12 protein-coding genes and 1 pseudogene are annotated in these 14781 nt (G+C 35.5%); 12 read left to right on the top strand and 1 reads right to left on the bottom strand.

Annotated features, from left to right (window positions below; all coding sequences use genetic code 11):
* Positions 1 to 130: 130 nt before the first annotated feature.
* A complete protein-coding gene (gene aroC, locus C9J47_RS13625; protein WP_107254025.1) occupies positions 131 to 1216 on the top strand; it encodes a chorismate synthase in 1086 nt (361 codons plus the stop codon).
* 73 nt (positions 1217 to 1289) lie between these two features.
* On the opposite strand, the gene C9J47_RS13620 is transcribed toward aroC, so the two are convergent.
* Positions 1290 to 1931: a trimeric intracellular cation channel family protein gene (locus C9J47_RS13620; protein ID WP_107254024.1), complete on the bottom strand. Its 642-nt coding sequence runs from the start codon at positions 1929 to 1931 to the stop codon at positions 1290 to 1292.
* Between the two features lie 567 nt (positions 1932 to 2498).
* Here C9J47_RS13620 and C9J47_RS13615 point away from each other — a divergent pair.
* From C9J47_RS13615 to C9J47_RS13565, 11 genes and pseudogenes are all read left to right on the top strand, one after another.
* The gene (locus C9J47_RS13615; RefSeq protein ID WP_245903465.1) at positions 2499 to 3734 is read left to right on the top strand and encodes a CDP-glycerol glycerophosphotransferase family protein; all 1236 of its coding nucleotides are present in this window, start codon (positions 2499 to 2501) and stop codon (positions 3732 to 3734) included.
* A gap of 276 nt (positions 3735 to 4010) precedes the next feature.
* On the top strand, positions 4011 to 5024 hold the full coding sequence (gene pseB, locus C9J47_RS13610) for a UDP-N-acetylglucosamine 4,6-dehydratase (inverting) (RefSeq protein ID WP_107254023.1): 1014 nt from the start codon (positions 4011 to 4013) through the stop codon (positions 5022 to 5024).
* On the top strand, positions 5021 to 6199 hold the full coding sequence (gene pseC, locus C9J47_RS13605; RefSeq protein WP_107254022.1) for a UDP-4-amino-4,6-dideoxy-N-acetyl-beta-L-altrosamine transaminase: 1179 nt from the start codon (positions 5021 to 5023) through the stop codon (positions 6197 to 6199). Before pseB ends, pseC begins: the two co-directional genes overlap by 4 nt.
* Positions 6199 to 6879, top strand: coding sequence for a pseudaminic acid cytidylyltransferase (gene pseF, locus C9J47_RS13600; RefSeq protein ID WP_107254021.1), 681 nt, complete (start codon positions 6199 to 6201; stop codon positions 6877 to 6879). Before pseC ends, pseF begins: the two co-directional genes overlap by 1 nt.
* Before the next feature lie 9 nt (positions 6880 to 6888).
* Complete coding sequence (pseG, locus tag C9J47_RS13595) at positions 6889 to 7944, top strand: UDP-2,4-diacetamido-2,4,6-trideoxy-beta-L-altropyranose hydrolase (protein ID WP_107254020.1); 1056 nt, start codon at positions 6889 to 6891, stop codon at positions 7942 to 7944.
* Complete coding sequence (gene pseH / locus C9J47_RS13590) at positions 7941 to 8477, top strand: UDP-4-amino-4,6-dideoxy-N-acetyl-beta-L-altrosamine N-acetyltransferase (RefSeq protein ID WP_107254019.1); 537 nt, start codon at positions 7941 to 7943, stop codon at positions 8475 to 8477. The genes pseG and pseH overlap by 4 nt, the downstream gene beginning before the upstream one ends.
* Position 8478: 1 nt before the next feature.
* On the top strand, positions 8479 to 9531 hold the full coding sequence (pseI, locus tag C9J47_RS13585; protein ID WP_107254018.1) for a pseudaminic acid synthase: 1053 nt from the start codon (positions 8479 to 8481) through the stop codon (positions 9529 to 9531).
* A 12-nt stretch (positions 9532 to 9543) separates the two neighbouring features.
* On the top strand, positions 9544 to 11367 hold the full coding sequence (locus C9J47_RS13580; protein ID WP_107254017.1) for a hypothetical protein: 1824 nt from the start codon (positions 9544 to 9546) through the stop codon (positions 11365 to 11367).
* Positions 11354 to 12316 carry a hypothetical protein gene (locus tag C9J47_RS13575; protein WP_107254016.1) on the top strand — a complete coding sequence of 321 codons (963 nt, stop codon included), beginning with the start codon at positions 11354 to 11356 and terminating at the stop codon, positions 12314 to 12316. Before C9J47_RS13580 ends, C9J47_RS13575 begins: the two co-directional genes overlap by 14 nt.
* A 325-nt stretch (positions 12317 to 12641) precedes the next feature.
* A complete protein-coding gene (locus C9J47_RS13570; RefSeq protein WP_107254015.1) occupies positions 12642 to 13316 on the top strand; it encodes an acylneuraminate cytidylyltransferase family protein in 675 nt (224 codons plus the stop codon).
* 320 nt (positions 13317 to 13636) lie between these two features.
* Positions 13637 to 14778: pseudogene (locus C9J47_RS13565) on the top strand (ISAs1 family transposase).
* Positions 14779 to 14781 lie beyond the last annotated feature (3 nt).

Here is a 14781-nt window from a genome sequence, read left to right as displayed (position 1 = left end):
TATCACTAAAACCCTCCTTTTATCTTTGCTTAATTCCCTCTTGCAATCCATGTCACAACTTTGCACTATGTACTCATTAACGAAAACGTTACCTAACGTGATCAAGTAGCGGATAAAGACAGAGGAAGTAATGGCAGGCAACACGATTGGACAACTATTTCGCGTCACCACATTCGGTGAAAGTCATGGTATAGCATTAGGCTGTATCATTGATGGCTGCCCTCCTGGTCTTTCGCTGACAGAAAAAGACATGCAACACGACCTTGACCGTCGTCGTCCTGGTACGTCTAAATACACCACACAACGTCGCGAAGCGGATGAAGTGAAAATCCTTTCAGGTGTATTTGAAGGGCAAACAACTGGCACATCCATTGGTTTGTTGATTGAAAATACCGATCAACGTTCTAAAGATTACTCCAACATCCAAGATTTATTCCGCCCTGGTCATGCTGATTATACTTATCACCAAAAATATGGGGTACGTGATTACCGTGGTGGCGGCCGTTCTTCAGCCCGTGAAACGGCAATGCGAGTTGCTGCAGGCGCCGTGGCGAAGAAATACCTGAAACAGGTTCATGGTATTGAAGTGCGTGCGTACTTATCACAAATGGGTGATGTGAAGATCGATAAAGTCGATTGGGATCAAATTGAACAGAATGCTTTTTTCTGCCCAGATGCAGATAAAGTTGATGCCTTTGACGAGCTTATTCGTAAGCTGAAAAAAGAAGGAGATTCAATTGGTGCCAAACTAACGGTTGTCGCAAGTAATGTGCCTGTCGGTTTAGGCGAACCTGTTTTTGACCGTTTAGATGCCGATGTCGCGCATTCACTGATGAGTATCAATGCAGTTAAAGGTGTTGAGATTGGTGATGGCTTTGAGGTAATCGAACAGCGTGGCAGTCAGCACCGTGATGAAATGACACTTGATGGTTTTAAAACCAATCATGCTGGTGGCATTTTAGGTGGCATTTCTTCTGGGCAAGATATTGTGGCCCATATTGCATTAAAGCCGACTTCAAGTATTACGGTTCCGGGTGAAACGATTACCAGCAAAGGTGAATCTGCAGAAGTGATCACCAAAGGTCGTCACGATCCATGTGTGGGTATTCGTGCTGTGCCAATTGCAGAAGCGATGCTAGCAATTACATTGATGGACCACTTGTTACGGAATCGTGGTCAAAATGCAGATGTAGTGACTAGTACACCAAAGATTTAAGTTTCAACTTACCTCTAAACAGGACAAAGAAAAAGCGGAGAAGCTTAATGGCTTTTCCGCTTTTTCTTTTATTCTAGTTTCTAGTTTCTAGTAACTTGTCTTCTTTTGGCTCTTCGAGTACAAACACAGGTAAACGCCAGCGTAATTGTACAGCCGCCATACGCGCTGTGAATCCCACCACTAATGTTGCGATTGTGGTGATAAGTTCAGGTACTGCAAAATACATCATGCCGTAATACATCACACCCGCTAGCAGTGCAATCGAAGCATATAACTCTTTGTGCAACACCATAGGTTGGCGACGAGTAATCAAATCTCGTAACAAACCACCAAACACCCCCGTAACAACTGCCGAAACAATACAGATAATAGCGGGTAATCCCATATCCATTGCCACACGACAACCGATAATACTGAACACAATTAAACCAATCGCATCTAGAATAATGAAAATCTTATGAAATCGAATAACCCATTTAGCAATCACAGTCGTTAACAAACCCGCTAGACAAGTGATAACCAAATACTGTGGATTTGCCACCCAGCCAAGCGGGTAGTGACCCAACAGCACATCACGGACTGTACCGCCACCAATAGCCGTCGCGCTCGCCACCAACATAACACCAAACCAATCCATGTGACGCTTGCCCGCAGCCAAAGCACCTGTCATCGCTTCAGCAGTAATACCAATAATATAGAGAGTTGTTAAAAGCATGAGAAAAATCTACGTAAAAAGATGAAAAGCAAGATGTACAGATTATATTTGAGATTTTGGTCATATAAAAATGAAAGAAAAAACCTTATGCATGAATTAAAATCATGCTTGTTTGTATGTTTATATCAATCTGAATAATTAACTGACCAGATTAACCCAGTATCTGAATACGTTTCATTGTCAGTTGCGAATTGTAGGTGGACATTACTAGTTAGAGTGATGAGTTAGCTGGTTGCTTTTTCAATGGATTAAGGCTCAGCTCTTATCAGCAATCATTTGGCTACTGAACTGAAAGGCATTGGTCTTTAAATCGGCTAATAATATGGGTGTTTAATTATTATTAAAGTAGCTGCTCATTAAATATGAGATGAACACCTATCAATAAATGCTAAAAAAGTAAAGCAAATTGAAGCAAATTCAAACATAACACGAGGTTAGCTTGATTTTTGATATTCATAACTCTTAAAATTCAGTATCTGTAATCAATGTCGTGTATGATTGTAAAACTACTTAAAGCGACTGATTTTCTGTTTAACGGTCGATGAAAATTAAAGAATAAATATTACAATGATTATCAAGAAACGAACAATTTCGTATATTAAACATAAGCTATCAAGTAATGACACTCTTGATTTGTTAATAAAAAAAATTGTTGTATTTATTGCACAAATTAAATTTCGTTCAAAATATCACTCAACTCGGGTTAATCCAAATAAATTTGTTTTTGAATGCTTCCAAGGAAAAAATGTAAGTGACTCTCCGTGGGCATTGTATAAGGAATTATATAAAAAAAATAAAGATTACAAATTTTATTGGGTGCTAAATTCAGATAACCATCCATTCGTATCTGAGCTTTTAAAAAATAAAAATACAAAAATAGTTATTTATGGCACAAAACAATATGACGATGTATATGCATCATCAAAATACTGGATTACAAATTGCCGACTACCGTTCCGATTATACAAAAAAAATGAGCAGAAATACGTTCAATGCTGGCATGGTACACCATTAAAAAAATTAGGGCTTGATATTGAAGTCGGTACTCACTCGACAACAAGTATGGAAGGGATGCGTTTTAGTTACCATACTGATTCTAGTAGGTATGATTTCTTTGTGTCACCAAGTAAGTATGCATCAAAACGTTTTTGCTCAAGCTTTAATTTACTCGAAGAAAAAATCATTGAACTTGGGTACCCAAGAAATGATGAGTTAATTAATGATAAGAATAATCATCAGAAAGTAAATGATATTAAAGATAAACTTAGTATTGAACGAGGTAAAAAAGTGATTTTATATGCGCCGACTTGGCGTGATAAGCAGTTTTCAGATTCTAACCTTAATTACTATTTTGATAATCCGCTTGAAAATAATAAATTCACTGATAATTTTGATGATAATGTTGTCTTTTTATTTAGAGGGCATTATTTTACCAGTACGAATCAAGCAAGTAAGCGTTTCATTGATGTTTCAGAATATAATAATGTAAACGATTTATATTTGATCTCTGATGCATTAGTAACCGATTATTCAAGTGTATTCTTTGACTATGCTTTGTTAAATAGACCTATTTACTTTTATATGTATGATCGTGAACATTATGAAAATGAGGCTCGCGGTTTTTACCTTGACATTGAAAAAGAACTTCCTGGTGAAATAGTGAGCGAGATGGGTGGTTTGGTGCATGCATTAAAATCGACTCAAAAGCACATTGATCACAAAAATTTCAATCATGCATTTAATCCCCTAGAGGATGGGCAATCAAGTCAACGAGTAATAGAGCGATTATTCGTGGAGTTATGACCGTATTGTGAGTGACAATTCGTTCACAGTTCAAGTTAAGCTATTGATTTAACTCGCTTAAATTGTTTCTTATTGTTATGTTTAATATGTGATAAAATTGCATGGTTTACAATTTGGTTATCTGCTGGGGAGGTGTGTTACTCCATGGCGGTAGCGTATTTTAAATTTGTATTTTGTGGCTTTAATCAACCCTCAAAGATACTAATTATATTTCAGAACTAAAATAACATTTACTCGATAATTTTAAGGTAAATGAATGATCTTTAAGGTAAATAGATGTTAAATAATAAAACCGTTCTAATTACAGGTGGCACTGGTTCATTTGGTAAGCAATTTATCAAAACGATTTTAGAACGATATACTGATGTGAAAAAAATCATTATTTATTCACGAGATGAGTTAAAACAATCAATTATTAAGCAACAGTATCCATCTTATGATTACCCTCAATTACGTTTTTTTATTGGTGATGTGCGTGATAAAGAGCGCCTAACTCAAGCATGTGAAGGTGTTGATGTCATTATTCACGCAGCTGCTATTAAGCAAGTAGATACTGCTGAGTATAATCCAACAGAGTGTATCCGTACTAATATTGATGGCGCTGAAAATGTTATTCATGCAGCTTTAGCCTGTGGTGTTAAAGATGTTGTGGCTTTATCGACGGATAAAGCTTGTGCACCCATTAACCTTTATGGTGCAACAAAATTAGCATCAGATAAATTGTTTGCAGCGGCGAATAATATCCGTGGTTCAAAAGAAATTCGCTTTAGTGTCGTTCGTTACGGTAATGTGATGGGCTCTCGAGGCTCTGTGATCCCATTTTTCTTAAGTAAAAAAGAAAATGGTGTCTTACCGATAACACACCCTGAAATGACCCGATTTAATATTTCACTTCAAGATGGTGTGAACCTTGTTATGTTTGCGCTTGGCAATCATCTTGGCGGGGAAATATTCATTCCTAAAATCCCATCATACAAAATTCTTGATGTAGCAACAGCCGTAGCTCCAGAATGTACAACGCGTGATGTGGGTATCCGTCCTGGTGAAAAATTGCATGAAGAAATGATAACTGACACTGATTCGTTGAATACAATTGATCTCGGCCCTTATTACGCAATTTTACCGTCTGTTTCGTACACATATACTGAAGCTGACTATATGAATCACCATAAGGCAGAAAAAGTGCCGTTTGGGTTTAAATATAATTCGGGTACAAATACTGAGTGGGAAACGGTTGAAGGCATTCGTGAATTAATTAAAGAGCATGTTGATCCTAACTTTGAAGTGTGAGTAATCCTGTGATCCCATATGGTAAACAAGAAATAACCCAACAAGATATCGATGCAGTCATTAGCGTACTGCAATCTGATTTTTTAACGCAAGGGCCTCAAGTTCCAGCATTTGAAAAAGCGCTTACTGACTTTACAGGTGCGGAATATGCGTTGGCAGTCAATAGTGCTACATCAGCATTACATATTGCTTGCCTTTCATTAGGGCTAGGCAATGGTGATTGGTTATGGACGACACCAGTTACATTTGTCGCTTCTGCTAATTGTGGTCTTTATTGTGGCGCTCAGGTTGATTTTGTCGATATCGATCCTAAGACATATAATATGTGTCCAGTATCGCTTGAAGCCAAACTGAAGCTAGCACAACAAAATAATTGCCTGCCAAAAGTGGTTGTTCCTGTTCACTTATGTGGTCAGCCTTGTGACATGAAAGCGATTCGAGGATTAGCAGACCAGTATGGTTTTGCGATAATTGAAGATGCATCTCATGCTATTGGGGGCAAATATGACAGTAAACCTGTGGGCAACTGTGAATACTCAGATATTACGGTGTTTAGTTTTCATCCCGTGAAAATTGTGACGACAGCCGAAGGCGGAGCAGCACTAACCAATAGTGTAGAATTAGCTGAAAAAATGGCTTTATTCCGTAGTCATGGTATTACTCGTGATGAGTCTTTGATGACTGAAGAATCACACGGTGGATGGTATTACCAGCAAGTAGAGCTTGGTTACAATTATCGGATGACTGAGTTGCAAGCAGCCTTGGGGGTTAGTCAGATGACCCGCTTGAGTGATTTTGTGGCAGCTAGGCACCGCTTAGCTGATCGTTATAATCAACTATTGGTTGAACTTCCTGTTACTCGTCCATACCAATTGCCTAATACTTATTCAGGGTTGCATTTATATGTGATCCGTTTAGATCTAGACGCAATTACAAAGACGCACCGTGAAGTTTTTGATGCACTTCGAAATAATGGTATTGGTGTGAACCTTCACTATATTCCAGTGCATACTCAACCATATTACCAAGCAATGGGGTTTACACACGGTGATTACCCTCATGCAGAAGAATATTATCGCAATGCGATTTCTTTACCAATGTTCCATTTAATGACGGAGCAGCAGCAAGATGAAGTTGTTCGTGTTCTTCGTCAGGTATTGTTGGAGACCAAATAGTGCGAATTGCGATTATTCCTGCTCGTGGTGGAAGTAAAAGAATTCCAAGAAAAAACATAAAGTTATTTCATGGAAAACCGATTATTGCTTACTCTATTGAAGCGGCTAAGCAATCAGGTTGTTTTGATAAAATTATTGTGTCAACAGATGATCAAGATATTGCTGATATTGCTTTGAAGTATGGTGCAGAAGTTCCTTTCTTGCGCCCAGCTAATATTTCAGATGATCACGCTACGACCATGGATGTGATACAGCACGCGATTGGATGGTGTGAAAAGCAAAGCTGGGATGTTGATTTGGTTTGCTGTATTTATGCAACAGCCCCCTTTGTTTTGCCGGAATATATAAACCAAGGTCTTAGCGAATTAGTTTCATCAAAGGCAGACTACGCTTTTAGTGTTACTACTTACGCATTTCCGATTCAGCGAGCCATATCATTGTCAGCAGAGGGAGCTGTTAACATGTTCTCACCTGAATATGCTGATACTCGCTCCCAAGATTTAGATGAGGCTTATCATGATGCCGGCCAATTTTATTGGGGTAAAACGTCGGCATTCAAACAAGGTAAAACTATATTTTCTAAGTACTCTAAGGCTGTGGTTATGCCTAGAGTAAGAGTGCAAGATATTGATACACAAGAAGATTGGGATTTAGCTGAGGCGCTGTATTCAGCATTGTGAGGGGTAAGAATGAACGTCGTGATTCGAGCTGATGCTTCTCTGTACATAGGTAGCGGGCACATTATGCGGTGTTTGGTTCTTGCAGAAGCATTAAAGGAGCAAGGCCATAAGGTTAGCTTTGCTTCTCGTCCGCAAGCTGGAGATTTAGTCCAGTTTGTTCGTGACAAAGGGTTTCATGTATATGAGCTAGTACAGGCTCTAGAGGTAAGAGAACCGACCCATAGTGCTGATTATTTAGCTTGGTTACAGGTACCATGGCTGAATGATGCTCAGAGTTTGCTTGAACAGTGCAGCAATGTGGATATGTTGATTGTCGACCATTATGGATTAGACCATGAATGGGAGAAATTAATTCATTCGGCATGGAAATGTAAAATACTTATTATTGATGATTTAGACAGAGAGCATGAGTGTGATTTGATATTAGATCAAAATTTATGGCGTAATACGAGTGAGCGTTACCAAGATTCAATAAAAAATAAAGTGTTAAATGGTCCTGAATATGCGCTGCTTAGACCTAAATTTTATGAATTACGACAATCTAAAGATCAACCTATTGACCAGGTTTTAGTCTTTTTTGGTGGCTGCGATCCCACATCAGAATGCCTTAAAGTAGTAAAAGCTTTAAACCAACTCGGTCCAATACCTTTTAAAGTTAAGCTCGTAACTGGTAACTCGAATCAAGATTATGACCAAATTAAGTCGATCATTAATGATAATGTGTGTTGCTTATTTAAGTTCATAGATAATTTTGAACAAGAGCTTGCTTTGTCGAAGTATGCTATAGGAGCTTCTGGAGTGAGTAACTGGGAAAGACTTTGTTTAAGAGTTCCTACTTCGGTTGTATCTGTAGCTGATAATCAAAGAGAGCTGTCAGAATATTTATCCGAACTCGATATAATAAACTATCTAGGCTCTGGTGAAGAAACGACACCTGAAATATACAAGCAAGAATTGACTAGATTGGCTAATGAATGGGATGACATATCTCCTGAAGCAAAAGTTTCTGTTGATGGTATGGGGGCTCAAAGAGTTATCGAAGAAATAAGGAAAATGTTTTCATGAAAAAAACAACATTAATGGAGCTGGAAGAGAGTCATTTAGATATGATTCTCGAGTGGAGAAATGCTCCGGAAGTTCGTAAAAATATGTATACAAACCATGTAATTAGCACTGAAGAACATTATGCATGGTTTAATAAGTTGCAGAATGATAAAACAAAGAAATACTTTGTTTTTATCAAAGATAATGTACCTGTCGGTGTTATTGGCTTCACAGAGATTAATTTAATAAAAGATACTGCCAGTTGGGCCTTCTATGCGAACCCAACAGCTCCTCGTGGGACTGGTAGTATGATGGAATTTTTTGCTCTCGATTATGCATTTAAAGAGCTAAAACTTCATAAGTTAAGATGTGAAGTCCTCTCATTTAATCAAATGGTTGTGAAGCTTCATACTAAGTTTGGCTTTAAAGTAGAAGGTGAACTTAGAGATGCATTTTATGACGGTGAACAATATCATGACGTCTGTCATTTGGGGATTTTTCCTCAAGAATGGAAAGAAATTCGAGAATCTCTGAAAAAAAAGCTGAGGCTGTAGAATGAAAAACAATGTAATTAGCATCAATGGCCGAAAAATTGGTCCTGAATATCCTCCTTATATCATTGCTGAACTTTCGGCAAATCATAATGGTGATATTAATCGTGCATTCCAGATAATGGAAGAAGCAAAGAAATCAGGTGCTGATGCGATAAAACTCCAAACTTATACGCATGAAACGATAACTATGGATTGTGACTCTGAAGAGTTCAAAATTCGAGGTGGACTCTGGGACGGTCAGACACTTTACGAGCTGTATAAAGGGGCACATATGCCATGGGAATGGCATAAACCTCTATTTGAAAAAGCAAAAGAATTAAACATTACTATTTTTAGTTCACCATTTGACTTTACAGCCGTTGATTTACTAGAAGAACTTGATGCCCCTGCTTATAAAATAGCCTCATTTGAGCTTGTTGATTTACCATTAATTAAGCGTGTTGCTCAAACAGGCAAGCCAATGATTATGTCAACAGGGATGGCTAATGAAGAAGAAATAAAAGAAGCGATTCAAGTTGCAAGAGATAATGGTTGCAAAGAGTTAGTTGTACTTCATTGCGTTAGTGGATACCCAGCACCTGCAGAACAATATAATTTAAAAACTATTGCTGATATTTCTGAACGTTTTGGTGTTTTATCTGGTCTGTCTGATCATACCATTGATAATGCTACAGCTGTTGCATCAGTTGTGCTTGGTGCTTGCCTAATTGAAAAGCATGTAACAATGGATCGTAATGGTGGTGGTGCTGATGATAGTTTTTCTCTTGAACCACATGAATTAACACAACTTTGTAAGGATGCAAAGACTGCTTGGAAAGCAATGGGTAAAATCAATTATGAAAGGACAGAAGCTGAAATAGGGAATGTGAAATTTCGTCGCTCGTTATATGTGGTGAAAGATATTAAGGAAGGAGAGGCGTATACTCCTGAAAATATTAAAAGTATTCGACCTGGCTTTGGTTGTGCTCCTAAACATTATGAATTAATTATTGGTAAAAAGAGCATGCTCAATTTGAAGAAAGGACAACCATTTTTACTTAAGTATATTGAATAGTTGAGTGTTATAGTGTTAAAAAAAGTAATTAAACGAAAAATAAGAGATAATAAACTTTTTTTTCATAAAAACTTACCTCGTAGTATAAAGCTTAATTATTTAGCTAAAGTATTATTTAATGATGGTTTTACAGAGTTTTCTCATCAGAGATTACCACATGGAAAAGTTAGTCCTCTCAGCTTAGACATTCAATATAAGTTGTATATGGTGTCTGAAAAAAATATCAAAGCATTATTTATAGATAACAAAGAATTCATTATAGATAAAATTAACCGTTTTTCGATCGCTTTAATTATTGATTTCATAAAAACGATTCATGTTACTATTGGCTTTTCAAAAAATGACTTGGACCTTCTGCTATGTAAGTCAAAAAAAAAGAAAAAGTCATTAATTACAGCGTATATAATTTTATTTGAGTTGGATAATGAAATTGAAAAAGAAAAAAATAATGATAATAAATATATAAATAGACTAAAAGATGTTTTTTTTGAAGTCAATTTCAATATTGAAAACACAATAGATAAAGATAAAAATATATCTATTAATGAATTTTGGATTACCTGTGAATTCGATAGGTTTATAAGTGAATATTCAAAAATAGAGAACCCTAACTTACGAGAAAATTTACAATATTACTTTGTGACGGAAAATCATCATAAAGTAATAAATATATATAATAATTTACTTAGGAATAAAGAGTATAAATCAATTCAATTAAATCATACTTTTTTCTTCTATTCTTATATGTCAATTTGCCCAGAAAGAATCGCTGACTTCTTTAATGAAATATCAGTTCTAAATATGATCAAATATGAAATATTTTCAGGTTATATTTTAAATAGCATAAATGACGCAGAAGAGTGTAGAAGAAGATATGTTTATGGGCTTCAGAGTTACCTAGATATTGAAAGTGGTTTAAATTATCCAACGAAAGATGAATTAGCCAGAAAAAAAGTGCTTATAATTTCAGAATCAGGAGTTGGTGATGAAGTTCGTTGGGCTAAATTGTACTCAAGAGTAAATAATACCAACATAACAATAACATGTGAGCCTAGATTATATGAATTATTGAAAAATTCATTTAGTAATATTAATTTTTTATCGGTAAAAAGATGCTTTAGAGGAGATGGCAGTTTATTAAGAGATTTTCATAGAAAGAATCTTCCTATGCCGATTTCTCAAATAAAAAATGATTTTGATCATGTAATTACAACAGGCTCATTAATTAATGTTCTTGGTGAAGATTCGATAAAGGCTAGTAATGAAGCATATATAAAGCCTATTAGTGAAGAACTGAATAATATGAATGAAATTCGAATTGGAATTATTTGGTCATCAGGACTAAAAGAACCTTTTCGTCAACTTCGGTATTTATTATCACTAGAAGATATTATCGATTTTAAAAATATTTACAGTGATAGAAATGTAAAATTCATTGCTTTACAATCACCTATTTCTGAAAATGATAAACAATTATGCGAAGATAATGGAATTATAATCCCATATGACGTAGATTTATATAATGATTTCGTTTCAACTGCGACTCTGTTAAAAACATTGAATTGTGTTGTTGGTATGTCTTCTTTTATTACTGAGTTTGCAGCTTCTTTAGGCATTAGGTTTTTTCATATGGCTAACTCGCCTGAGGTATATTATATGAGAAGCTCTGGCTTGAAAAGTGAAGAATGTAAAGATGTCCTATCTAATAATACATTATTAGTTATTCCTGATGATGGTTTTAAAAATAAAACAAGTAAAGATATCAATTTTGCATGCTTTAGAAAGTTAAAAACCATGGTTGATAATATGATTGAAGTTGAATATGACAAATTATAATTTAGAAGAAAATGAAAGTGAAAATTTAAAAAAACTGATCCTACAGGTCAAATTTTTTGAAGCTTATCAACGAAAAAAACAATACATTACTGAGGGGGCTATTAAAAATAATATAGATCTAATTTCTTTATTAAAAGTAGAACTCTATAAATCAGATTTTTCATTTATCGACCAGTTGAATGTAAATAAACATTTAAAGTTATTGAAAGATGACAATAAAAAAAATGCACATGATGTAATTTTAAATAACTTAGCTGGTATTGGTGTCTGTGATAAAAATAATGTAATGATTAGAAATGCCTATTCTGATTATCTAGAAGGGAAGCGAGTATTAATTATTGGACCTTCGTCTGGAAAACAATATAAAGTAGATGCAGATGTAATAATTAGGTTTAATTGTTTAGGTGAAGAAGATACAAATGTTTCTTATTATTCTGGTGAGTTTTTTAGGAATAATAAGAATGAAATAGTAAAGCTAATTGAGTCTGGGGTTTTACATTTTGCTATTATTAACGGTAACTATGTTAAACAAACTAAAGATATTCATCCAGAGATACTCAATAAAATATTGCCTTTAAATCCTTTTATTATGCAAATATCCACTCCATTATTAGCTCTTCCAAGAACCCTGTATGATTTAACTTGTTATGGCGTTAAAGATATATATATAACAAAAATTGATTTTTATACGCGATTCCCTCTACATTCGAAACATTATAAAACAACACTCTCCAGTGTTGATGAATACTTATCTTCATTATCAGTCCATGATTTGGTTTCAAATTATATAATATCAAAACGTTTAGTTGATAGAAATAATTTTAAAGGTGATTGGTACTTTGATAACTTGATAAAGTTGGGAGTGTATAAATACATACATATATTAGAAAAAAACTTCAATAAATCAAAGATCATTCACTCCCATATTGCCTTAAATCATGACGTATAGAAGAGGTTAATCTATACAACGACCTTAAAAAAATGAAGATCATGTCTATTTGGTTTGTTTCACTCAAGCTACATTACAGTATAATAAGAGATGACTAATTGTATTAGTTAAAATGAGGTTGCGATGTTTTTTTGCGACTGTCATGTAACATCAAAAGTAGTTAATGCAGATAAGTACTTAATTTGCTGTTTAAACTGAAAAATCTTGAAGAAATAAAACCTAGCAGTCTCTATACATACAATACAAAGGTCTTCGGAGTCAGTCGTTATTTTTTTGTTGGCCAAGGCTTAAAAATTTTAGCATTTCATATGTTCTAGAGGTTTAAATGAAAAAAGAAATAACAGCAGTAATAGTAGCAAGGGGCGGAAGTGTTCGTGTGAAAAATAAGGCACTTCAAGAGATCAATGGAATTAGTCTATTAGGTAGAAAAATTGAACAGTTAAAAAAATCAACAATTATTGACCGAATAATTGTTGGAACAGAGAGTGATTTGATCAAAGAGGAAGCAATTAATTTTGGGGCTGAAGTAGTTACTAGGCCAAATATAGCTTGTGATGAAACTTTATCAAGCGCTAATTTCATGATTGGCAATATGATGTCATTAATAGAAACTGATATAGTCGTCTGGGCTCACTGTACAAATCCTTTTATAACTGGGAAAACATATGATAAAGCAATAAAGACATTTTTATTGAATGATAGTTGTGACTCATTATTATCAGTCGGTATTTTAAAGGAGCACCTTTGGGATAAAAATCATAAGGTATTAAATTATAATCCATATGCAGAAAGACATACTTTAGCATCAGAGTTAGAACCTCATTATTATCAGGATGGAGGGATATTTATTCAACCATATGAACAAATGAAAGAAAATAGCTATTTCTTTGGGGGGAAACCAATGCTATTTATTATGCCAGAAGAAGAGTTGTGTGATATTAATACTCCTCAGGATCTTGACTATGCTAGATTTATAGCAAAAAACGAAGATGAATGTTAAATATTATCACATGTATTGAAGGAGTATTAAAGAGCCTTTATTTTAAGAAGCAAGATGATAACTTAAACTATTTGAGGTAGGATTTGGTATAAAGTACTAATCACTAATTATTGACGAATGTTCTTGATTTTATAACTTCATATGCTTTATAGATCAGGGCAAGATCATGAAGAACCCTTATTCTGAAAGGGCTTAATCACTGTTGAAATTTAATTAAAACTACCGTTTACTGCACAAAACTGCAATCCCAATTAGGATCAATTTGACGATCTATATCAGCTGTGATCATATACTTATCTTTCGGTATATGGATATCATTCATGAACGGACTTAGCCTTTTGGAGCATATTTCAATAATCAAAGACCCACGGCAACAGTGGAAAATAGAAAACAAATTGACAGACATTATATTTTTGTCGATTGTTGCTGTTATTGGTGGTGCTGATGGTTGGGAAGAAATACAAGATTTTGGTGAAGACCACCTTGATTGGCTCAAGCAATATGGCGATTTTGAGAGTGGCATTCCCGTCCATTGCACTATTAGCCAAACAGATGCAAGAGTGCTTTGCTCTGTGGATGGGGGACTGTCACCAAGCGACTGACGGTGATGTCATTGCGATTGATGGTAAAACTCTGCGTGGCACTTATGACAAAGGAAGGCGTCAAGGCGCAATCCACATGTGCTGCAAATCAAGTGGTTATTGGGCAGGTCAAAACATCAGATAAATCGAATGAAATCACTGCTATACCTGAGCTTCTGAAGCTACTCGACATACGTGGATGCCTTGTCACTATTGATGCGATGGGCTGTCAGCGTGATATAGCTAAGACCATCGTTGGCAAAGGTGCAGATTATTTATTGGCGGTAAAAGGTAATCAAAAGCGCTTAGAGAAAGCCTTTAATGACTACTTTAGAATGGAGATGCTGCAAAACTTCGAAGGAAGCTCATACAGTACTCAGGAAGAAGGGCATGGTCGTAAAGAAACCCGCGTAGCGTTAGTTAATGAAGATTTATCGGTACTGGGTGATATTGCTTATGATTGGCCAGAATTAAAAGTAATGGGTATCGTTGCATCTATTAGGCAAGTTGGAGATATTCCCGCAGAGGACATATCGATTCGATATTACATTAGCTCTAAGAAACTAGATGCAAAAACGTTGCTTGAATCCAGCCGCTCACATTGGTCGATTGAGGTTCAATTGCATTGGAAACTGGATGTTGGCATGAATGAAGATGCATGCAGAATAAGGCGAGATGAAGCGGGTGAAAACTTTGCTGCAATTCGTCATATTGCATTAAATCTATTAAATGCAGATAAAACCTTTAAAGCGGGTTTAAAAAGAAAGCGAACATGGGCAGGTAGAAATAATAGCTACCTATCTGGAGCCTTATGGAGCAAGGAGCTTCGTAATCTTGCCCTGCTTTATAGATACTCAGATTGGAAAGTCTTAGAGTTGTGATAT

The organism is Photobacterium indicum, from assembly GCF_003026215.1.
GTDB lineage: Bacteria > Pseudomonadota > Gammaproteobacteria > Enterobacterales > Vibrionaceae > Photobacterium > Photobacterium indicum.
Note: the sequence above shows the minus strand (reverse complement) of the source record. Positions and strands in the feature narration are given on the sequence as shown.